A 16,348-nucleotide genomic window follows, 5' to 3' on the forward strand; every position below is an offset into this window, starting at 1 on the left:
GCGAAGCAGCCCCAATGCAGGCGAACGAATTCATCCTGGCAAATGGCGGTGCCTGAGTCGGGAGTGCTGCGCACTCCAGCGGGAGCAAGCTCCCTCGCCACAAAAGCCTATTCACTTGGCAGGCTCCAGCACTATCCGCCCACTGGAGCAGGCGGCGGCGCCATTGCGGTAGGCGAAGTACAACTTGCTGCGTTCGCGGTCAAAGCGCAGGTGCAATTCGATGTGATCGCCGGGGCGCACCAGTTGCTGGAACTTGAGCACTTCCATACCCGCGAACGTCGTCGGCAGGTCGAGCAATTGCTGGCCCAGGTTGAAGGCCCATTCCACCTGCACCACACCGGGCAGAACCGGCGTCACCGGGAAATGCCCGCTGAAATAGGCCAGGTCCGGCGGAACGCTCAGTTGCAACGTCCACTCGCCGTCGGTTTCGACCTGCGCCAGCACCTCCGGCGCCTTGGGGCGCGGCGCCAGCAACAGCGCCTCGGTATCGGCCTGGGGCAGCTTGCCCTGGCTGTTGAGCGGCAGGTGGCGCAGCAAACGCCAGCGGCGCGGCAAGGCCAGGGCTTCGCAATGCTGGCTCAGGTGCTGGCGCAGGGTTTGGGTCACCGTGCGCCGGCCCTGGTTGCGCAGGGCATGCAGGCCCTCGGCGCTCATCACCACCAGGGCGCCGAGTGAGGCGCGGTTTTCCTGCACCACGCCCAGGCGGGTGTCGGCGACCCATGGATGGTTCATCAAGGCCTGTTCGAGCATCGGCAAGGCGATGCGTTTTTCTTCCAGCTTGACGATGCGGTCCAGGCGCCCGAGCAGTTCGAAGCGGCCATCGGCATGGATGCGCGCGGCGTCGGCGGTCTGTTCGATATGCCCTTCGGGCAAGTAAGGCGAGGCAATGCGCAGGGCACCGTCGGCATCCTGGCTCAGCTGTACGTCGGTAAACGGCTGCCACGGCTGGGCACCCTGGCGCCAGGCGATACCGCCGGTTTCCGAGCTGCCGAGGATTTCCGTCGGCCATTGCTGCAAGCGGTCGTAGAGGCTGGCGGCGGCGTCGACAGGTAAGGCACCGCCGGAGGAAAACACCCGGGAGACCTGGCTCAGCGCCGGCCAGTCGAGGTTATCGCCCATGCGCTTGAGCAATGCCGGGCTGGCCACCCAGGCGAAGTGCGGATGCTCGCGACTGGCACGCTGCATGTCTTCCGGGAATGCCAGCTGCCTGCGCCCAAAGGGGCGCCCGGCGCACAGCGGCCACAGCACACGGAACAGCAAGCCGTAGATATGTTGGGTGGCGACGCTGCCGATGATGCAGGCGTCTTTCAGGTCGGCGCCCCACAGCGCTTCCAGCGCCTGGACCTCATTGGCCAGCTGGCGCAGGGACTTGTCGATGCGTTTGGGTTCACCGCTGGAGCCGGAGGTGCACAGGCTCAGTTGGCAGCTATCCAGGTCGAGTGCGGCTGGGCTCAGTGGCGTGTGATACAGCGCTTGCAGGTCCGACGCCTGCGTCAGCCAGGCATCCACGGCGGCGGCCCAGCGTTGGCGGGTCTGGGGTTGCAGGTCGGCCGGCAGCAGCACGCTGACCCCGGCACGCCAGGCGCCGAGCAGGGCAATCGCCAGCACGCCCGCGTCTTCCAGGTGCACCGCCAGGCGCTGTATGCCACGCGCCTGCAGGCCTGCCGCCAGGCGCAGGGATTGCTCCACCAGTTGAGCATGATTCAGCGCAGGCTCAATAGTGACCTGGCGGTGTTCCTGCGGCTCGAGCAGCAGATGCTCAAGTTTCAAACCTTTCATACGCGGCCTCGAACCCTTTGTCGTACCAGCCATTCCACGGCAAACAACAGCCCCATCAGCCCGTAGGCGATCAAGCCGTTGTACAACGTCCACCAGCTCAGCGGCGCCCACAGGGTGAGGGCGGCGGCGAGCAGGCCATTACCCAGGAAAAACACACTCCACACGACGGTGACCCGGCGCGTATACACAATCGCGTGCGGCGGCAACTGCGGGTCGCTCATGCGCGCCAGGCGTTCGACCATCGGCGGCCCGTATTTAAGGCTCAGGCCGAACAGTGCCAGCATGAACGCGCTGACCAGGCTGGGGTACCAACGCAGCCACTGCGGGTTATCGAACCAGGCCAGCGCCAGGCAAAACACAATCACCACCACCGCCATCCAGCGACTGCCGGGGCGGCGTGCAGCGGTGAGCGCGCGCAGCAGCCACAGGCTGCCCAGCAGCAGGCCGAATTGCCATGGCGCAAAATGCTCGGTGCCGTAATACACCGCAAAGGGGTACAGCAGCCCCGCCAGCAGCAGGCCGAGGCCGATCAGCCGGCTCATGCGGCGGGCTGGACCAGACGGTACACCGCCTCAACCACGTCATTCACGGTGCGCACCGCCTTGAATTCTTCGGCGGCGATCTTCTTGCCGGTCTGGCGCTTGATATGGTCGATCAGGTCCACCGCGTCGATGCTGTCGATTTCCAGGTCCTGGTACAGGTTGGCATCGAGGGTGACGCGTTCAGGTTCCAGTTCAAACAGTTCCACCAAGGCGTCGCGCAGGGTGTTGAAAATATCGTCACGAGTTTGCATGGTCCGGTCTCAAGCTGCCTGTCTGGCCGTGACGAATGCCGCAAGGCTGGCCACGTTGGTGAAGTGATTGCGCGTGTCCTTGGCGTCGGCGTCGATCTTGATGCCGTACGTTTTCTGGATGGCCAGGCCCAGTTCCAGGGCGTCGACCGAATCCAGGCCCAGGCCTTCGCCGAACAGCGTCTGGTCGCTGCCGATGTCGTCGGCACTGATGTCCTCCAGGCCCAGGGCCTCGATGATCAGCGTCTTTATGTCGTGCTCAAGGCTAAGGCGGTGTTGGTCGCTCATCTTCGGCGAGCTCCTTAATGAAATAGTGATGCAGGTAATCGTTGAGCTTGCGTGACGCCTGGGGCGCGGGGCCCAGTGCGGCGAACGCCTGTGGTTCTATATCGGCACCCACGCGCAAACTGAAGTGGAATCGGCATCTGGGAATGCGATACCAGGGCTCGGCCTTGGTCAGGGTGGTGGGGCTGACCTTGATCACCACTGGGGTGATGATTGTCGCACCCCGCAGCGCAATGGCCGCGCCGCCGCGATGAAAGGCAGGTGGCGCACCGGGTGTGGTGCGGGTGCCCTCGGGAAAGATGATCAGGGTCTGGCCTGCGCGCAGGGCGTCGGCCGCCGCGTCCAGCATGTCGGCGCTGCCGTCGTTGCTGATATAGCCGGCGTCGCGCACCGGGCCGCGGGTGAACGGGTTCTGAAACAGGCTCTGCTTGACCACGCAATTGGTCTGGCGCATCAGGCCGATCAGGAACACGACGTCAATCAGCGACGGGTGGTTGGCGACGATCATCTGGCCGGGGCGGCCGAGTTTGTCCGTACCCTCGACGCTGTAGGTGAGGATGCCCAGAAACTTCATCATCCGGATAAAAAACCAGAACAGGCAACTGATGGTGTGACGTGCGCGTCGTTGATGCTGCCTGGCGTCGCCCGGCAGGCAACTGAGCAGCGGGAATACCAGCAGGCGCAGGCACAGCCCGCCGACACCGAACATAAAGAAGCTGGTGGCGGTGGCGAACAGGCGCCAGTAATAGGCCTGCCGTGGTTTGTCGGTCAGGATTTGCGTCGCCAGTTCCATACTCGGTTCTTCCAGGCATGTTGGCAGGCGCCCTGTTCGGTCAGCAGGGTGCGCAGCAGGTTCAGGGCGTGGGGCCACTGGGTTTGAGTGAGTTGGACCGCGCTGCTGTTTAGTTCCAGTTGCCACTCGTCGCCGGGCGTGAGCAAAAGACCGAGGGCGTAGGGGAAGGGCACGTCGGCGATCCAGCTGGCATACGCCTCGGGCGGTTGTTCCTCGGCAATCACCAGCAATACCGCCGGGGCGCCTTCGTTGAGCAACGCGGCGGCTTCGAGCAGGCCGTGTTCGAGGCCATCGCCGGCGGCGGCGAGGGCGGTCATTTCGCTGGTTTCATTGCGCAGGATCGACCACAGGCCAATCACCGCATTGTGCACCGACAGGCTGAACTGGGTCGGCGACAGCGGCTGTTCGTTGGCCAGGTCACTGAGGATGTCGAGGGTGCGCGGGGTCTCGCCGTGGCGCGAAACAAACACCAGCGGCAGCGCTTCACGGCCTTCGGCCAGCGGCCAGCCCACACTGAATGCCATGCGCGCCAGACGGCTCAAGCGCCGGCGCTGCATGGCTGGCAAAAATGACACATCCGGAGAGGCATCGCTGGCGGGCAGCAACACCGGGTCCCGGCACCAGGCCAGCCAGTCGTCCGCACGCTCCAGGCCAGGGGCCCAGGCGCGCCATTGGGCGATGTTGAAGTTGATCACTGAGAAGTTATCCCGCCCCTGCGGGCTTCCATGTGCGGCCAATGGCCCCGGATTCCGGGACAGAGGGCAATGGCCGAATGGCGCGCATTATCCCGGTGCCGTGGGCTTCTAGCAAATATTGGTAAAAATTTGTTCACGACGGATCACAAATAAATTGGACGGATTCACAAATTGTGCGCGATAGAGGGCCGAACTGGATTGTCGGAGCGTTCCCATTCATTTGTGGGCCAGACACAGCGTATGGATGAACGAGGTAGCTAACCGGCGCTTTTGCGCTCTACACTCGGTCATTCATTGATACACGGAGGTTTTCCCATGCGGCGCGTGGTGTTCAATCAGAAAGGCGGCGTGGGCAAGTCCAGCATCGCCTGCAACCTGGCGGCGGTCAGCGCCAGCGAAGGTTATCGAACCCTGTTGGTGGACCTCGATGCACAGGCCAACTCCACCCAGTACCTCACCGGGCTGACTGGCGACGATATCCCCATGGGGATCGCCGACTTTTTCAAGCAAACCCTGTCTTCCGGGCCATTTTCGAAGAAAAACAAGGTGGATATCTACGAAACGCCGTTCGACAACCTGCACGTCATCACGGCCACTCCGGAACTGGCAGACCTGCAGCCCAAGCTTGAGGCCAAGCACAAGATCAACAAGCTGCGAAAGCTGTTGGACGAGCTGAGCGAGGATTACGACCGCATTTACCTGGATACGCCGCCAGCGTTGAATTTCTATGCGGTGTCGGCGCTGATTGCCGCTGATCGTGTGCTGATTCCCTTTGATTGCGACAGCTTCTCGCGCCAGGCCTTGTATGGCCTGTTGGCTGAAATCGAAGAATTGAAGGAAGACCACAACGAAGGCCTGGAAGTCGAAGGCATTGTGGTCAACCAGTTCCAGGCCCGGGCGAGCCTGCCGCAGCAGATCCTCAATGAACTGATTGCCGAAGGCTTGCCGGTATTGCCGGTGTACCTGGCCAGCTCCGTGCGCATGCGCGAGTCGCACCAGGAGAGCAAGCCGCTGATCCATCTGGACCCACGGCATAAGCTGACGCTGCAGTTTGTGGAACTGCATAACCTGCTGGAAAGCGCCTGATCTTAAGGGCTGCATAGACCCAATGTGGGAGGGGGCTTGCTCCCGATAGCGGTGTGTCAGGCACTTAAGTGTCACTGACCCACCGCTATCGGGAGCAAGCCCCCTCCCACATTTTGGATAGCGATCGAGCAGGGGTATTTGGATTTTTCCCACATGGTCTGTAGGAAGGGTCTGGCGCAAGGGATTGGGTCTTGTGTCGTTGCCTACAGCTACGCCAGAATCCGCCGGCTTGTGCGTCTGGATGGGCATCTCTAAGGTTTGCCGGTCGCTGAATGTTCAGTGATCGGGTTTAGTAGCCCGTGGTGAGACGTACGGTAAATCGTCGGTCAGGACTCTCCTGAATTTGATGGTGGCTGTACGGAGGGCGCTTTCGGGCGCGCCGGTTGAGTCTCCCCGGTCTACTAACCTGCGTACAGCTGCCACCCTCCGTTTAGTAGCGGGTTGGTTGCGGCTTCTACCCGGAGACGATTCATGGTTAACCTCTATACCGTTACACCCAACCTGCCCACCGAAACCCTCGTGCTCAACAGCTACGAAACCTTCGCCTCAGTCCGCACCTTATTGCTCAATCTATCCAACGACCTCACCGGCGAACACCGCGATGTGGCCTTGGCTATCCATCAATTGAGTGAGCTTGGCGTCATGCTGGTCAGCCAAATGATGGACCGCCAAGCCCCACTGGTCCAAGGCTGAAACGCGGTCAAAATGTGGGAGGGGGCTTGCTCCTGATGGCAGAGTGTCAGGCACTTAAGTGTCACTGACCCACCGCTATCGGGAGCAAGCCCCCTCCCACACTGTCCTGTGGTGCTTTCCTGATCGGGTTAAACGCCCTGACTACGCAACCAACTCATCAATTGCGGCAACGGAAACGCCCCACTCTGGCGTGCTACTTCGCGGCCATTCTTGAACAGAATCAAACTGGGAATCGAGCGAATCCCCAACTGCGCCGACAACTGCTGATTGGCCTCGCTGTCCAGCTTGGCCAGCCGGCACTTGCCTTCCAGCTGACCGGCGGCCTGTTCAAATACCGGCGCAAACGACTTGCACGGCCCGCACCAATCCGCCCACACATCCACCAGCAACGGCAGGTCACCCTTGATCTGGCTGGCGTAGTCGCCTTGTTTCAATTCAAAGGGTTTGCGCAACAACACAGGCTGCTTGCAGCGCCCACATTTCGGCGCATCACCCAGGCGTTCGCCGGGGATGCGGTTGAGGCCGTTGCAATGTGGGCAAGGGATTACGAGAGGTTCGGACATCGGAGGCTCCTGGGGACTGGCCAATAGGTTGTATGTGGTGCTGGAGCGGAGATTTATCAAGGCTGGGTGCAGCGTCTCATTCGCTCACAGTTTTACCCGCGCTGCGGTGAATCGTCTGTCTAGGCTTCCTGGTGTGCGCCACCGGTCTGTTTGCGGCTATAGCAAATTGCGATAGTTCGAATTCAGGTTTAACCTCCATAGCAAGATGCGATAAGGACGTTGCATGCGAGTCATCAGTGAAAGCAGGATCTGGGAAGCAAAGGGAAAATGGCCGCGCTCGGCAACAGCGTTGGATCAGTGGTATCGCGTGATCAAACGCAACGCCCCCAAGGACTTCGCCGCAATGAAAACCATGTTTCCTGCCACGGACAAGGTAGGTGAATTTCATGTGTTTGATATTGGCGGTAACAAGCTGAGGTTGATTGCGTCGGTGCAGTATCGAATGCAGCGCGTTTACATCAAGCACCTGCTTGACCATCGCGATTATGAGAAGGACAAATGGAAGGAAAAAATCAGATGAGCGCACTTATGCGAGTGGCGGCAGAGCACTGGCAGTTCGTTTCGCCTGTGCTGCGCAAGCCGGAAAACGAGGCAGACTACGACGCACTGGTGTGCGGTTTGGATGAACTATTGAGCCTGGTGGGTGAAGATGAGGACAGCCCGCTGATGAGCCTGGTCGACATTCTGAGCGACTGGATCGAAGCTTATGATCGTGAGCATCGTCCAATGCCCGTCGCCAGCGGCGTCGATGTGCTGCGCTACATGATGCGCGAGCACGATCTCACCCAGAGCGACCTTCCGGGCGTTGGCGCGCAATCAGTCGTCTCGGAAATATTGAGCGGGAAACGCCAGCTCAACGTCCGCCAGATTCGTTGGCTGGCCGAGCGTTTCGGGGTGTCTGTGGAGACCTTTATCTAAGAGGTCAAGACGAACAACTAATCTCCAAATGCTTGCCCCAATCCGGCGGCCGTTGTGCGTACTGCTCCATCCCCGCTTGTTCTTCAAACGGCTTGGTCAGCACCTCATGCAGCCGTCGCACTTCGCTGTAATCGCCTGACTCGGCAGCGGCGATGGCGTTTTGGGCGAGGTAGTTGCGCAGGATGTACAGCGGGTTCACGGCATGCATGCGTTCACGGCGCTGTGCCTCGCTGTCGTCCCCGTCCCGGGCAACACGGGCCTTGTACAGGTCGGCCCAGGCATCGAAACCGGCCAGGTCGACAAAGTCATCGCGTAGCCGCGTGACTGCCAAGGCTGCCGACTCATCGCCAAGACGTCGGAAAAACAGCGTGTAGTCCACGCCGCTGTTCTGCATCAGCTTGAGCAAGCGTTCCACCAGCTGCTGGTCGTCGTCTTCGGCGGTCGTCAGCCCCAGCCGGCGACGCATCAGGTCCAGGTAGTGCGCTTGATACAGCGGCAGGTACAGGCCAAGGGCTTCTTTGAGGGCGTCAACGCTGATAAACGGCGTCAGCGCCTGGGCCAGCGCGCTGAGGTTCCACTGCCCGATCGGCACCTGATTGCTGAAGGAATAACGCCCCTCATGATCGGAATGGTTGCAGATGAAGTGCGCATCGAAGTCATCCAGAAACGCAAACGGCCCGAAGTCGAAGGTGATGCCCAGGATCGACATATTGTCGGTGTTCATCACGCCATGGCAGAAGCCATACGCCTGCCATTTGGCGATCATCTCGGCATTGCGTTCGACGATTTCACGGAACATCGCCAGGTAAGGCTCCGGCTGCTCGCGGCACTCGGGGAAGTGCAGGTTCAATACGTGTTCAGCCAGCTCGGCCTGCTGTTCGGGCTGCTTGGTGTAATAGAAATATTCGAAATGCCCGAAGCGGATATGGCTGGGCGCCAGGCGCAACACCATCGCCCCGCGTTCCTGTTTTTCACGCCATACCGGTGTACTGGAGCCGATCACGCACAAGGCGCGACTGCTGGGGATGCCCAATGCATGGAGGGCTTCGGAGGCGAGGAACTCACGGATCGAGGAGCGCAATACCGCACGCCCGTCGCCCATCCGCGAGTAGGGCGTCATGCCGGCGCCCTTGAGGTGCAGGTCCCAATGCTCGCCGGCCTGGTTATACACCTCGCCCAGCAGCAACCCTCGGCCATCGCCCAGTTGCGGGGTGTAGCCGCCGAACTGGTGCCCGGAATAGACCATCGCCCGCGGTTCAGCTTCGGCCCACAGCTTGTGGCCGCCGAACAGTTCGGCAAACACGGGCGTTTCGGCCGTGGCCGGGTCGAGATCGAGCAGGGCCATGGCGGCGTTGCTCGCCACCACCAGGCGCGGCTCGTCCAGGGGCTCGGGCAGCACATGGGTTGAGAACGCATCGCCCAGGCGTGCGAAGCGGTTGTCGAAGGTCAGTTCGTCGAGGGCTTTCACCGGCCATCTCCAGCAGGATGCCCCCAGCGTTTTGCTGGGGGTAATTCGTTAGTCGAGTTTGCTCGGCGGTGGTTCAGGCGCGTCTGCGACCTTTCCGGCGGGCGGCTCGGGGGTGTCCTGCTCGGGCGCGACGATGGTCTTGCGCTCGTCTTCCACCGGGACCAGTTTGTATTCCTGGCCTTGCATGTTTTTCAGGTACACCTCCATCTGTCGGAACGAGATGTTGATGTGCTGTTTCTTGAACTCACGGTTGATAAAGCGGTTGACCTCGTCCAGCACAGGGTTGCGGTCGCCCAGGTCGCGCACATGCATGCGCAGCTCGTGGTCGAGGGTGCTTTCGCCGAAGTTGAGGAAATACACGTGGGGCTCGGGCTCTTTCAGTACCCGTGGGTTTTCCTTGGCGGCCTTGAGTAACAATTCCTTCACCAGATCCAGGTCGGAGCCGTAGTCCACGCCCAGTTTCAAGGTGACCCGAGTGATGGTGTCGGTCAACGACCAGTTGATCAGTTGCCCGGTAATGAAGGTCTTGTTCGGGACAATGATGTCCTTGTTGTCGAAATCGGTGATGGTGGTGGCGCGAATGCGGATCTTGCTCACCGTGCCCGACAGGTTGCCGATGGTGATGGTGTCGCCGATGCGCACGGGGCGTTCGAACAGGATCATGATGCCGGAGATGAAGTTGGCGAAGATTTCCTGCATGCCGAAGCCCAGGCCGACCGACAGCGCGGCCACCAACCATTGCAACTTGTCCCAGCTCACGCCCAGGGTGGACAAGGTGGAGACAAAACCTACGCCGGCAATCACATAGGACAGCAGCGTCGTGGTGGCATAGGCGCTGCCTTGTGCGAGCTCCAATTTGGACAGCACCAATACTTCGAGTAGACCGGGCAGGTTGCGTGCCAGGGCGAAGGTGATACCGATGATGATCAGCGCGCCGAGCATGTCGCCGATGCTGATCGGCACCATGCTGATATTCGAGCCGGTGCCGCTGGTGTATTCGTACAGCGTGACGTTATCGAGGTAGGAAAATACCGAGATCAGGTCCGACCAGACCCAGTACAGGGCTGCGATAAAGCCCCCGAGCAAGGCCAGGCGGATCAGGCGCAAGGATTGCTCGTTGACCTTTTCGATGTCCAGGGTGGGCTCTTCCACCACCGCTTCGCCTTCACCGGCTTCCTTGGCGGCCTGGCGTTTGGCCAGGGCGCGCGCATAGGCCAGGCGTCGGGCGGCAACGCTCAGCCAGCGCACGAAGGTGGCTTCGATTACCAGCCAGAACATCAGCAGGTACAGGGTGTTGATCAAGCGGTCGCTGAGTTTCAGTGCGGTGTAGTAGTAGCCAAAGCACACGGCAATAAACAATGCGACGGGCAGGGCGGTGAAGACCAGCCCGATCGTCTTGCGAAACAGCGAGGCTTTTTCATGGGTGGGGCTGTTCAGCAGCAGGCGACTGAGCAACCACGCCATCAAGGCATAGCAGGTGAGGACCACGGCGATGCCCAGCACATCTTCGGCAAGCGCCGCCGGTTGGTGCTCGGCGATGGCGACCACGGCCACCAGGGCCAGTACCACCAGCCCGAGCTTGCGTACCCAGCCTTGCAGGAATTCGACCTGGGGTTTTTCCCAGCGAAAGTGCAACTCGGCCACGCCGCCGGGCGCCAGGATGCGGTAAGCGGTGTAGAACACCAGCCACGCCTGGGCGATCTGCAACAAAGCCGAGCCCAGGTTGGCGTTTTGCCCACGGGCGTCGATCTGCAACGCATAGCCGCACAGCGCCAGGCCCAGGGACACCGGCATCGCCAGCAGGATATTGATCAGGATCGCCTGCGGCGTGTGCCACTGGCTGTCGCGCTTGAAGTGACCGATGTCCAGGTGAACTTTGTTGAGGCGCTGATACAGCGCCTTGCGCCGCCACAGCAGCGCGCCGATCAACAGCAGCAGTGGCAGGAACAGCCACGGGCGCTGGGTCAGGCCGTCATACAGTTCGCTGACGCTGGAGGCCCAGGGCAGGGTGGTGATTTGCTTGCTCAGGTGCGCCGGTACGGTTTCCAGCCACTCGGTGTCCAGCGGCTTGTTACTCGGGATCCAGAACATCTGTTCATCGAGCGTGGCGCGCAGGGTGGTGGCGGTGCTCAGCAGTTGTTTCTGGTTCAGTTGCAGGGTGATGGATTCGTTGAGCAGCGCGCTCAGTTCACGGCTCAGGCGCTCCAGCAGGTCGCTGCGGGTAATTGCCAGTTCCAGCAGGGTGCGACGCAATTGCGGGGTGACCTCGTCCGGCGGCTGGTTGGCCAGCAGGTTATCCACATACGCGCTGGGCGAGCTGATCAGCTCGCGCTGCTGGTTGACCTCGAACTGGTACAGGCGAATGTTGGCGATGTCGTCGGCCAGGTCACGGTCGACAGTCAAGCGTGGCAGCGCCTGTTTCTGCTTGTAGAGGATCTTGGACAGCAGCAGGCTGCCCTTGAGCACGTTGATCTGCTCGTCCAGCGCCGAATCGCTTTGGGTGACGGTGTCCAGTTGCTGCTTGGTCTGCAGGTTTTTCTGGGTCAGGTCGTTGAGGCGGTCGGTGCTCTTGAGCAAGTAGTCGGAGAGCTTCAGGTTGGCCGCGCTTTCCGTGGCCAGCAGGCTGCTGCCGCCGGCTTTCTGCGCTTCGATGGACTGTTGGGTCACCGTCTGCTGGGACTGGGCCAGGCGTTTCTGGTTGATCAGGGTTTGCAGGTCCTGGATTTCCTGCTCCAGGCGCGCGGTTTTTTCCTGGATCAGGTCGTGCTGGCTGTTGCCCAGGTCTTGCAACTGGCTGTTGCCGGCCAGTTCCTGGCGGCGCAGGGGGATCAGCGCATTCAGGGCGGCGAGTTCGGCGTTGAGCTGGTTGCGCTGGTCGGCGCTGAGGGCTTTGCCGTTGTCTTTGCCGGTCTTGAGGGTCGCATTGATCTGCTGGATGCGCGTCTGGCTGCTGCTGATCTCGGTCTGGGCGCGCTCGGGGCGGGTTTGGGCGGCGATGGTCAGGCTATTGGCGTCGGCCAGCTCTTTTTGCAGATCACCTTGCTGGGTGGTGCGTTGCACCAGCAATTGTTCAAGCTGCGGCACGGGCAGGCTGGCGTAGCGTTGGGCCACCGGGATGATTTTGGTGGCCTTGAGCCGAGTCAGCTCGCGCTGGTTGTCCGTCGTCTGGCGCGGGGCATCTTCCAGCTGGCGCTTGAGGTCTGCCAGGCGCTGCTCGTACTCTTGCTTGTTAGCCAGGAACGTCAGGGTCTGTTGCAGGATGCTCTGCAACGCCTTCATGTCGGCGTCGGGCAGCTTGCGGTCGGGCAGTTTGTCCAGGGTTTGCTGGACGGCGTCGGCGCTGGGCGGGTCGGCCGCGTGAACGGTGCCAACACAAAGAGTCAGGCCCAGCAGGGCAGTAGCGAGAAAAGTGCGCAGGGTTGGCATAGAGACCGGTCGAGCTAGATGAAGAATCGGGGCGTTGTGGCCCCGCAGTTTAGAGGAAGAGACCGGGGCCCGGGCGACTTCCTTCGGGGAATCTGACGCCGACTTTGCCAATCTTGTTCCCGTCCATGACCGCGACGGTCCAGATGGTGTTGTTCCACTCCACCTGGTCGCCCACCACCGGCGCGCCGCCGACTTTCTGGGTGATGAAGCGGCTCAACGGCATGTCCGGGTCGATACCCTCGAGCTTGAGCCCGTACAAGGCCGACACCGCGCCGAGCTGGGCGTCGCCTTCGAGTACAAAGTCGCCGAAGAAGCGCAGGTCGAGGCCGCGTTGCGGCGCCTGGCTGAACAGTTTGCCCAGGGCCGGCAAGTTGTGTTCATGGCCGATGACGCAGAGCAAATCATCGACTTCCAGCACCGTACTACCCGACGGGTGGAGCAGTTGCTGGCCACGGAACAGCGCCGCGATCCGCGTACCCTCGGGCATTTTCAACTCGCGCAGGGCGGCGCCGATGCACCACTTTTCCGCGCCCAGGCGGTAGACGAACAGCTCCCACTCGCTGGTGACATGCACTTCCAGGGCGGCGCGGGAAATCGGCGCCGGGTCCGGCGGTACGGTGACTTTCAGCAATTTGGCCACCCACGGCAGGCTGGTGCCCTGCACCAGCAGCGACACCAGTACGATAAAGAACGCCAGATTGAAGTACAGCTGGGCATGGGGCAGGCCGGCCATCAGCGGGAACACCGCGAGGATGATCGGCACCGCGCCGCGCAGGCCGACCCAGGCGATAAAGGCTTTTTCCCGGCCGTGGAACGCCTTGAAGGGCAACAGGCCGACCATCACCGACAGCGGCCGTGCAAACAGGATCATCCACAGCGCCAGGCCCAGTGCCGGCAGGGCGATCGGCAGCAAGTCATGGGGCGTGACCAGCAGGCCCAGCACCAGGAACATGCCGATCTGCGCCAGCCAGGCCATGCCGTCGAGCATATGCAGGATGCCATGACGGCTGCGCACCGGTCGGTTGCCGATCACCAGGCCGCACAGGTACACGGCGAGAAAGCCGCTGCCGTGCAAGGCATTGGTCAGCGCGAAGACGAACAGGCCGCCGGCGATCACCAGGATCGGGTACAGGCCGGTAGCCAGGTTGATGCGGTTGACCATCTGCAGCATCAGCCAGCCGCCGCCCAGGCCGACCAGGCCGCCGATGCCGAACTCGCGGATCAGATGGGTCAGCAGGCTCCAATGCAGGCCGGTCTGGCCGCTGGCGAGCATGTCGATCAAGGTCACGGTGAGGAACACCGCCATCGGGTCGTTGCTGCCGGATTCGATTTCCAGGCTGGCGGTCACCCGTTCGTTCAAGCCCTTGCCGCCCAGCAGCGAGAACACGGCTGCGGCGTCCGTGGAACCAACAATGGCGCCGATCAGCAAGCCCTGCACGATGTTGAGGTCGAACAGCCAGGCCGCGGCCATGCCAGTGAGGCCGGTGGTGATCAACACGCCCACCGTGGCCAGGGACAACGCAGGCCAGAGTGCCACGCGGAAACTCGCCACCCGCGTGCGCAAACCGCCGTCGAGCAGGATCACGGCCAGCGCCAGGTTGCCCACCAGGTAGGCGGTCGGGTAGTTATCGAAGATGATGCCGCCGCCATCGACGCCGGCGATCATGCCCACGGCCAGGATGATCACCAGGATCGGGATGCCCAGGCGCGACGACAGAGAACTCACCAGAATGCTCGCACTCACCAGCAACGCGCCGATCAAGAACAGGCTGTTGATGGTCGTCGCATTCAAAGGCAGTACTCCAGAGCAGGGAAAGACAGGGCGCAAACTGACCATGCAGTCTGCGTGCCAGGGATTCTAACCTGTTGAATTGCTGCGCTGTCAAAAGATCGTTCCCATGCTCTGCGTGGGAACGCCTCATTGGACGCTGCGCGTCCGCTCTTGACGTCGTGACGCAAAGCGTCACCTGAGGCATTCCCACGCGGAGCGTGGGAACGATCAAGCCCCCTCCCACATTTTTACAGCCGGAAGCGGCCCACCATGCCGTTCAAATCCACCGCCAGGCGCGACAACTCGCTGCTCGCCGCGCTGGTCTGGCTGGCACCTGTCGCCGATTGCACCGACAGATCGCGGATATTCACCAGGTTACGGTCGACTTCCCGCGCGACCTGCGCCTGTTCTTCCGCTGCGCTGGCGATCACCAGGTTGCGCTCGTTGATCTCGACAATTGCCGTGTTGATGGTGTCCAGCGACATCCCTGCGCCCTTGGCGATGTTCAGCGTGGATTCGGCGCGTTCGGTGCTATTGCGCATCGAATCCACCGCATGCTCGGTGCCGGCCTGGATGCTGCCGATCATGCGCTCGATCTCGCTGGTGGACTGCTGGGTGCGATGGGCCAACGCGCGTACCTCGTCCGCCACTACCGCAAAACCACGCCCGGCCTCACCGGCCCGCGCCGCCTCGATGGCCGCGTTGAGGGCCAGCAGGTTGGTCTGGTCGGCCAGGCCACGGATCACGTCCAGCACTTTGCCGATATCGCGGGATTCATTGGCCAACTCACCGATCAAGGTGGCGGTGGCTTGCACGTCGCCGCTCATGCGTTCGATGGCGCTGACGGTTTCCTGTACCAGGTCACGACCATCACCGGCCGAGGTGGTGGCGTTGCGCGAGGCTTCGGAGGTGCTCACGGCATTGCGGGCGACTTCCTCGACCGCGCTGGTCATCTCGTTCACGGCGGTGGCGGCCTGTTCGATCTCATTGTTCTGCTGGGTCAGGCCACGCGCGCTTTCGTCGGTGACGGCGTTGAGCTCTTCGGCGGCCGATGCCAGTTGCGTGGCGGAGCCGGCGATGCGTTGCAGGGTGTCGCGCAGTTTGTCCTGCATCTTGGCCATGGCGGCGAGCAGGCGGCCGGCCTCATCGTTGCCGTCGACTTTGATCGGGCGCGTGAGGTTGCCTTCGGCCACTTCTTCGGCCGCTTCCAGCGCCTGGGAGATCGGCACGGTGATGCTGCGGGTCAGCAGCCAGGCGAACAACAGGGTCAGCGCGGTGGCGATCACCAGCAGGCTCACGACCATGTTGAAGGCCAGGTCGTACTGGTCTTTGGCTTGCTGGTTGGTGTCCAGGGCCATGCTGTTGTTGATTTCCAGCAGGCGGCTGAGCACCGCATTGACCTGCTCGGAGTTGTTCAGCAGTTCAGTGTTGAGCAGGGCGCGTAATTCGTCGACCTGGTTGGCCCGGGACAGGCTTTTCATGCGCTCTTCGATCTGATGGTACTGGGCCAGCAATCGCACGTATTCATCGTAGGTCGTTCGTTCTTCGCGGCTCTCGATCAGCTTTTCATACACGCCCTGGGCGGTGCGGATCTGCTGGTTGCGCACGTCGAAGGCTTCCAGGGTCTTTTGCTGTACCTCCGGCTCGCGGTTGGTGAGCAAGCGGTACGACAACACGCGCAGGCGCAAGGTCAGCTGGGTGAATTCGTCGAGGGCGCGGATGCTTGGCACGCTGGACAGGGTGATGTCTTCGGTGGCAGCACGGATCTTGCTCATCTGGTTCAGGGCGAACACGCCGAGAAACAACATCAACGCGCCGATAAACGCGAAGCCGAGGAAAGCCCTCGGGGCGATATTCATATTACGAAGAGACATGCTGGAATCCTGGGGAGAAGCGCGATCCATGCGGCCATGAGACGGGGTGTGCATCGCGTATCGGCCCTGCGACTAAAGTCTTAAGGGGGGCGCGCGCTTTTGTCGCAGCTGACCGGGGGTTGCACGGATTCAGGAACCAGATCGGGTAATTGCAGTCACTAAGGCTCGAAAGCGCGGCCCGGCCCTTGAACATCGGGCTGCGCGCCG

General features: G+C 61.8%; 15 protein-coding genes and 1 pseudogene. 4 read left to right on the top strand and 12 right to left on the bottom strand.

The annotated features are described in order from the left end of the window. Positions 1-111 precede the first annotated feature (111 nt). The 6 genes from C4J84_RS02325 to C4J84_RS02350 are packed head-to-tail and all read right to left on the bottom strand — an operon-like array spanning position 112 to position 4,342. Entirely contained in the window at positions 112-1,779 is a 1,668-nt protein-coding gene (locus C4J84_RS02325) for an acyl-CoA synthetase family protein (RefSeq protein WP_124369329.1), read from the bottom strand. Further along, positions 1,776-2,321, bottom strand: a complete 546-nt coding sequence (locus C4J84_RS02330) for a hypothetical protein (RefSeq protein ID WP_124365556.1) — start codon at positions 2,319-2,321, stop codon at positions 1,776-1,778. The genes C4J84_RS02325 and C4J84_RS02330 overlap by 4 nt, the downstream gene beginning before the upstream one ends. Next, on the bottom strand, positions 2,318-2,572 hold the full coding sequence (locus C4J84_RS02335) for an acyl carrier protein (RefSeq protein WP_003209389.1): 255 nt from the start codon (positions 2,570-2,572) through the stop codon (positions 2,318-2,320). The genes C4J84_RS02330 and C4J84_RS02335 overlap by 4 nt, the downstream gene beginning before the upstream one ends. Before the next feature lie 9 nt (positions 2,573-2,581). Continuing rightward, entirely contained in the window at positions 2,582-2,857 is a 276-nt protein-coding gene (locus tag C4J84_RS02340) for a phosphopantetheine-binding protein (protein ID WP_124369330.1), read from the bottom strand. Continuing rightward, positions 2,835-3,647, bottom strand: coding sequence for a 1-acyl-sn-glycerol-3-phosphate acyltransferase (locus tag C4J84_RS02345; RefSeq protein ID WP_124369331.1), 813 nt, complete (start codon positions 3,645-3,647; stop codon positions 2,835-2,837). Before C4J84_RS02345 ends, C4J84_RS02340 begins: the two co-directional genes overlap by 23 nt. Then, positions 3,623-4,342, bottom strand: coding sequence for a beta-ketoacyl synthase chain length factor (locus C4J84_RS02350; RefSeq protein WP_124369332.1), 720 nt, complete (start codon positions 4,340-4,342; stop codon positions 3,623-3,625). The genes C4J84_RS02345 and C4J84_RS02350 overlap by 25 nt, the downstream gene beginning before the upstream one ends. A gap of 315 nt (positions 4,343-4,657) precedes the next feature. On the opposite strand from C4J84_RS02350, the gene C4J84_RS02355 reads away from it, so the two are divergent. Both C4J84_RS02355 and C4J84_RS02360 read left to right on the top strand, forming a co-directional pair. Further along, complete coding sequence (locus tag C4J84_RS02355) at positions 4,658-5,428, top strand: ParA family protein (RefSeq protein WP_124434864.1); 771 nt, start codon at positions 4,658-4,660, stop codon at positions 5,426-5,428. 471 nt (positions 5,429-5,899) lie between these two features. Beyond that, positions 5,900-6,121, top strand: coding sequence for a DUF6124 family protein (locus C4J84_RS02360; protein WP_124369334.1), 222 nt, complete (start codon positions 5,900-5,902; stop codon positions 6,119-6,121). Positions 6,122-6,249: 128 nt separating this feature from the next. Here the strand turns inward: C4J84_RS02360 and trxC are convergent, their stop codons facing one another. Further along, positions 6,250-6,684: a thioredoxin TrxC gene (gene trxC, locus C4J84_RS02365; RefSeq protein ID WP_124369335.1), complete on the bottom strand. Its 435-nt coding sequence runs from the start codon at positions 6,682-6,684 to the stop codon at positions 6,250-6,252. A gap of 223 nt (positions 6,685-6,907) precedes the next feature. Between trxC and C4J84_RS02370 the strand changes: the two genes are divergently transcribed. Both C4J84_RS02370 and C4J84_RS02375 read left to right on the top strand, forming a co-directional pair. Then, a complete protein-coding gene (locus C4J84_RS02370; RefSeq protein WP_124369336.1) occupies positions 6,908-7,204 on the top strand; it encodes a type II toxin-antitoxin system HigB family toxin in 297 nt (98 codons plus the stop codon). Further along, entirely contained in the window at positions 7,201-7,602 is a 402-nt protein-coding gene (locus tag C4J84_RS02375; protein ID WP_124369337.1) for a type II toxin-antitoxin system HigA family antitoxin, read from the top strand. The genes C4J84_RS02370 and C4J84_RS02375 overlap by 4 nt, the downstream gene beginning before the upstream one ends. A 4-nt stretch (positions 7,603-7,606) precedes the next feature. Here the strand turns inward: C4J84_RS02375 and selO are convergent, their stop codons facing one another. From selO to C4J84_RS26660, 5 genes and pseudogenes are all read right to left on the bottom strand, one after another. Next, positions 7,607-9,070 (bottom strand): protein adenylyltransferase SelO, encoded by a 1,464-nt coding sequence (gene selO, locus C4J84_RS02380; RefSeq protein WP_124369338.1) that lies wholly within the window; start codon positions 9,068-9,070, stop codon positions 7,607-7,609. A 48-nt stretch (positions 9,071-9,118) separates the two neighbouring features. After that, positions 9,119-12,496 (bottom strand): mechanosensitive channel MscK, encoded by a 3,378-nt coding sequence (mscK, locus tag C4J84_RS02385; protein WP_124434865.1) that lies wholly within the window; start codon positions 12,494-12,496, stop codon positions 9,119-9,121. Positions 12,497-12,545: 49 nt separating this feature from the next. Next, positions 12,546-14,288 (bottom strand): potassium/proton antiporter, encoded by a 1,743-nt coding sequence (locus C4J84_RS02390; protein WP_124365567.1) that lies wholly within the window; start codon positions 14,286-14,288, stop codon positions 12,546-12,548. A 227-nt stretch (positions 14,289-14,515) separates the two neighbouring features. Continuing rightward, positions 14,516-15,388, bottom strand: a complete 873-nt coding sequence (locus C4J84_RS26655) for a methyl-accepting chemotaxis protein (protein ID WP_371850830.1) — start codon at positions 15,386-15,388, stop codon at positions 14,516-14,518. Continuing rightward, positions 15,371-16,195, bottom strand: a pseudogene (locus C4J84_RS26660) (MCP four helix bundle domain-containing protein); the annotation flags it as partial. The gene C4J84_RS26655 and the pseudogene C4J84_RS26660, both read right to left, overlap by 18 nt. Positions 16,196-16,348: the final 153 nt, after the last annotated feature.

Source organism: Pseudomonas sp. R11-23-07 (assembly GCF_003852295.1).
In the GTDB taxonomy this organism is placed as follows: Bacteria; Pseudomonadota; Gammaproteobacteria; order Pseudomonadales; family Pseudomonadaceae; genus Aquipseudomonas.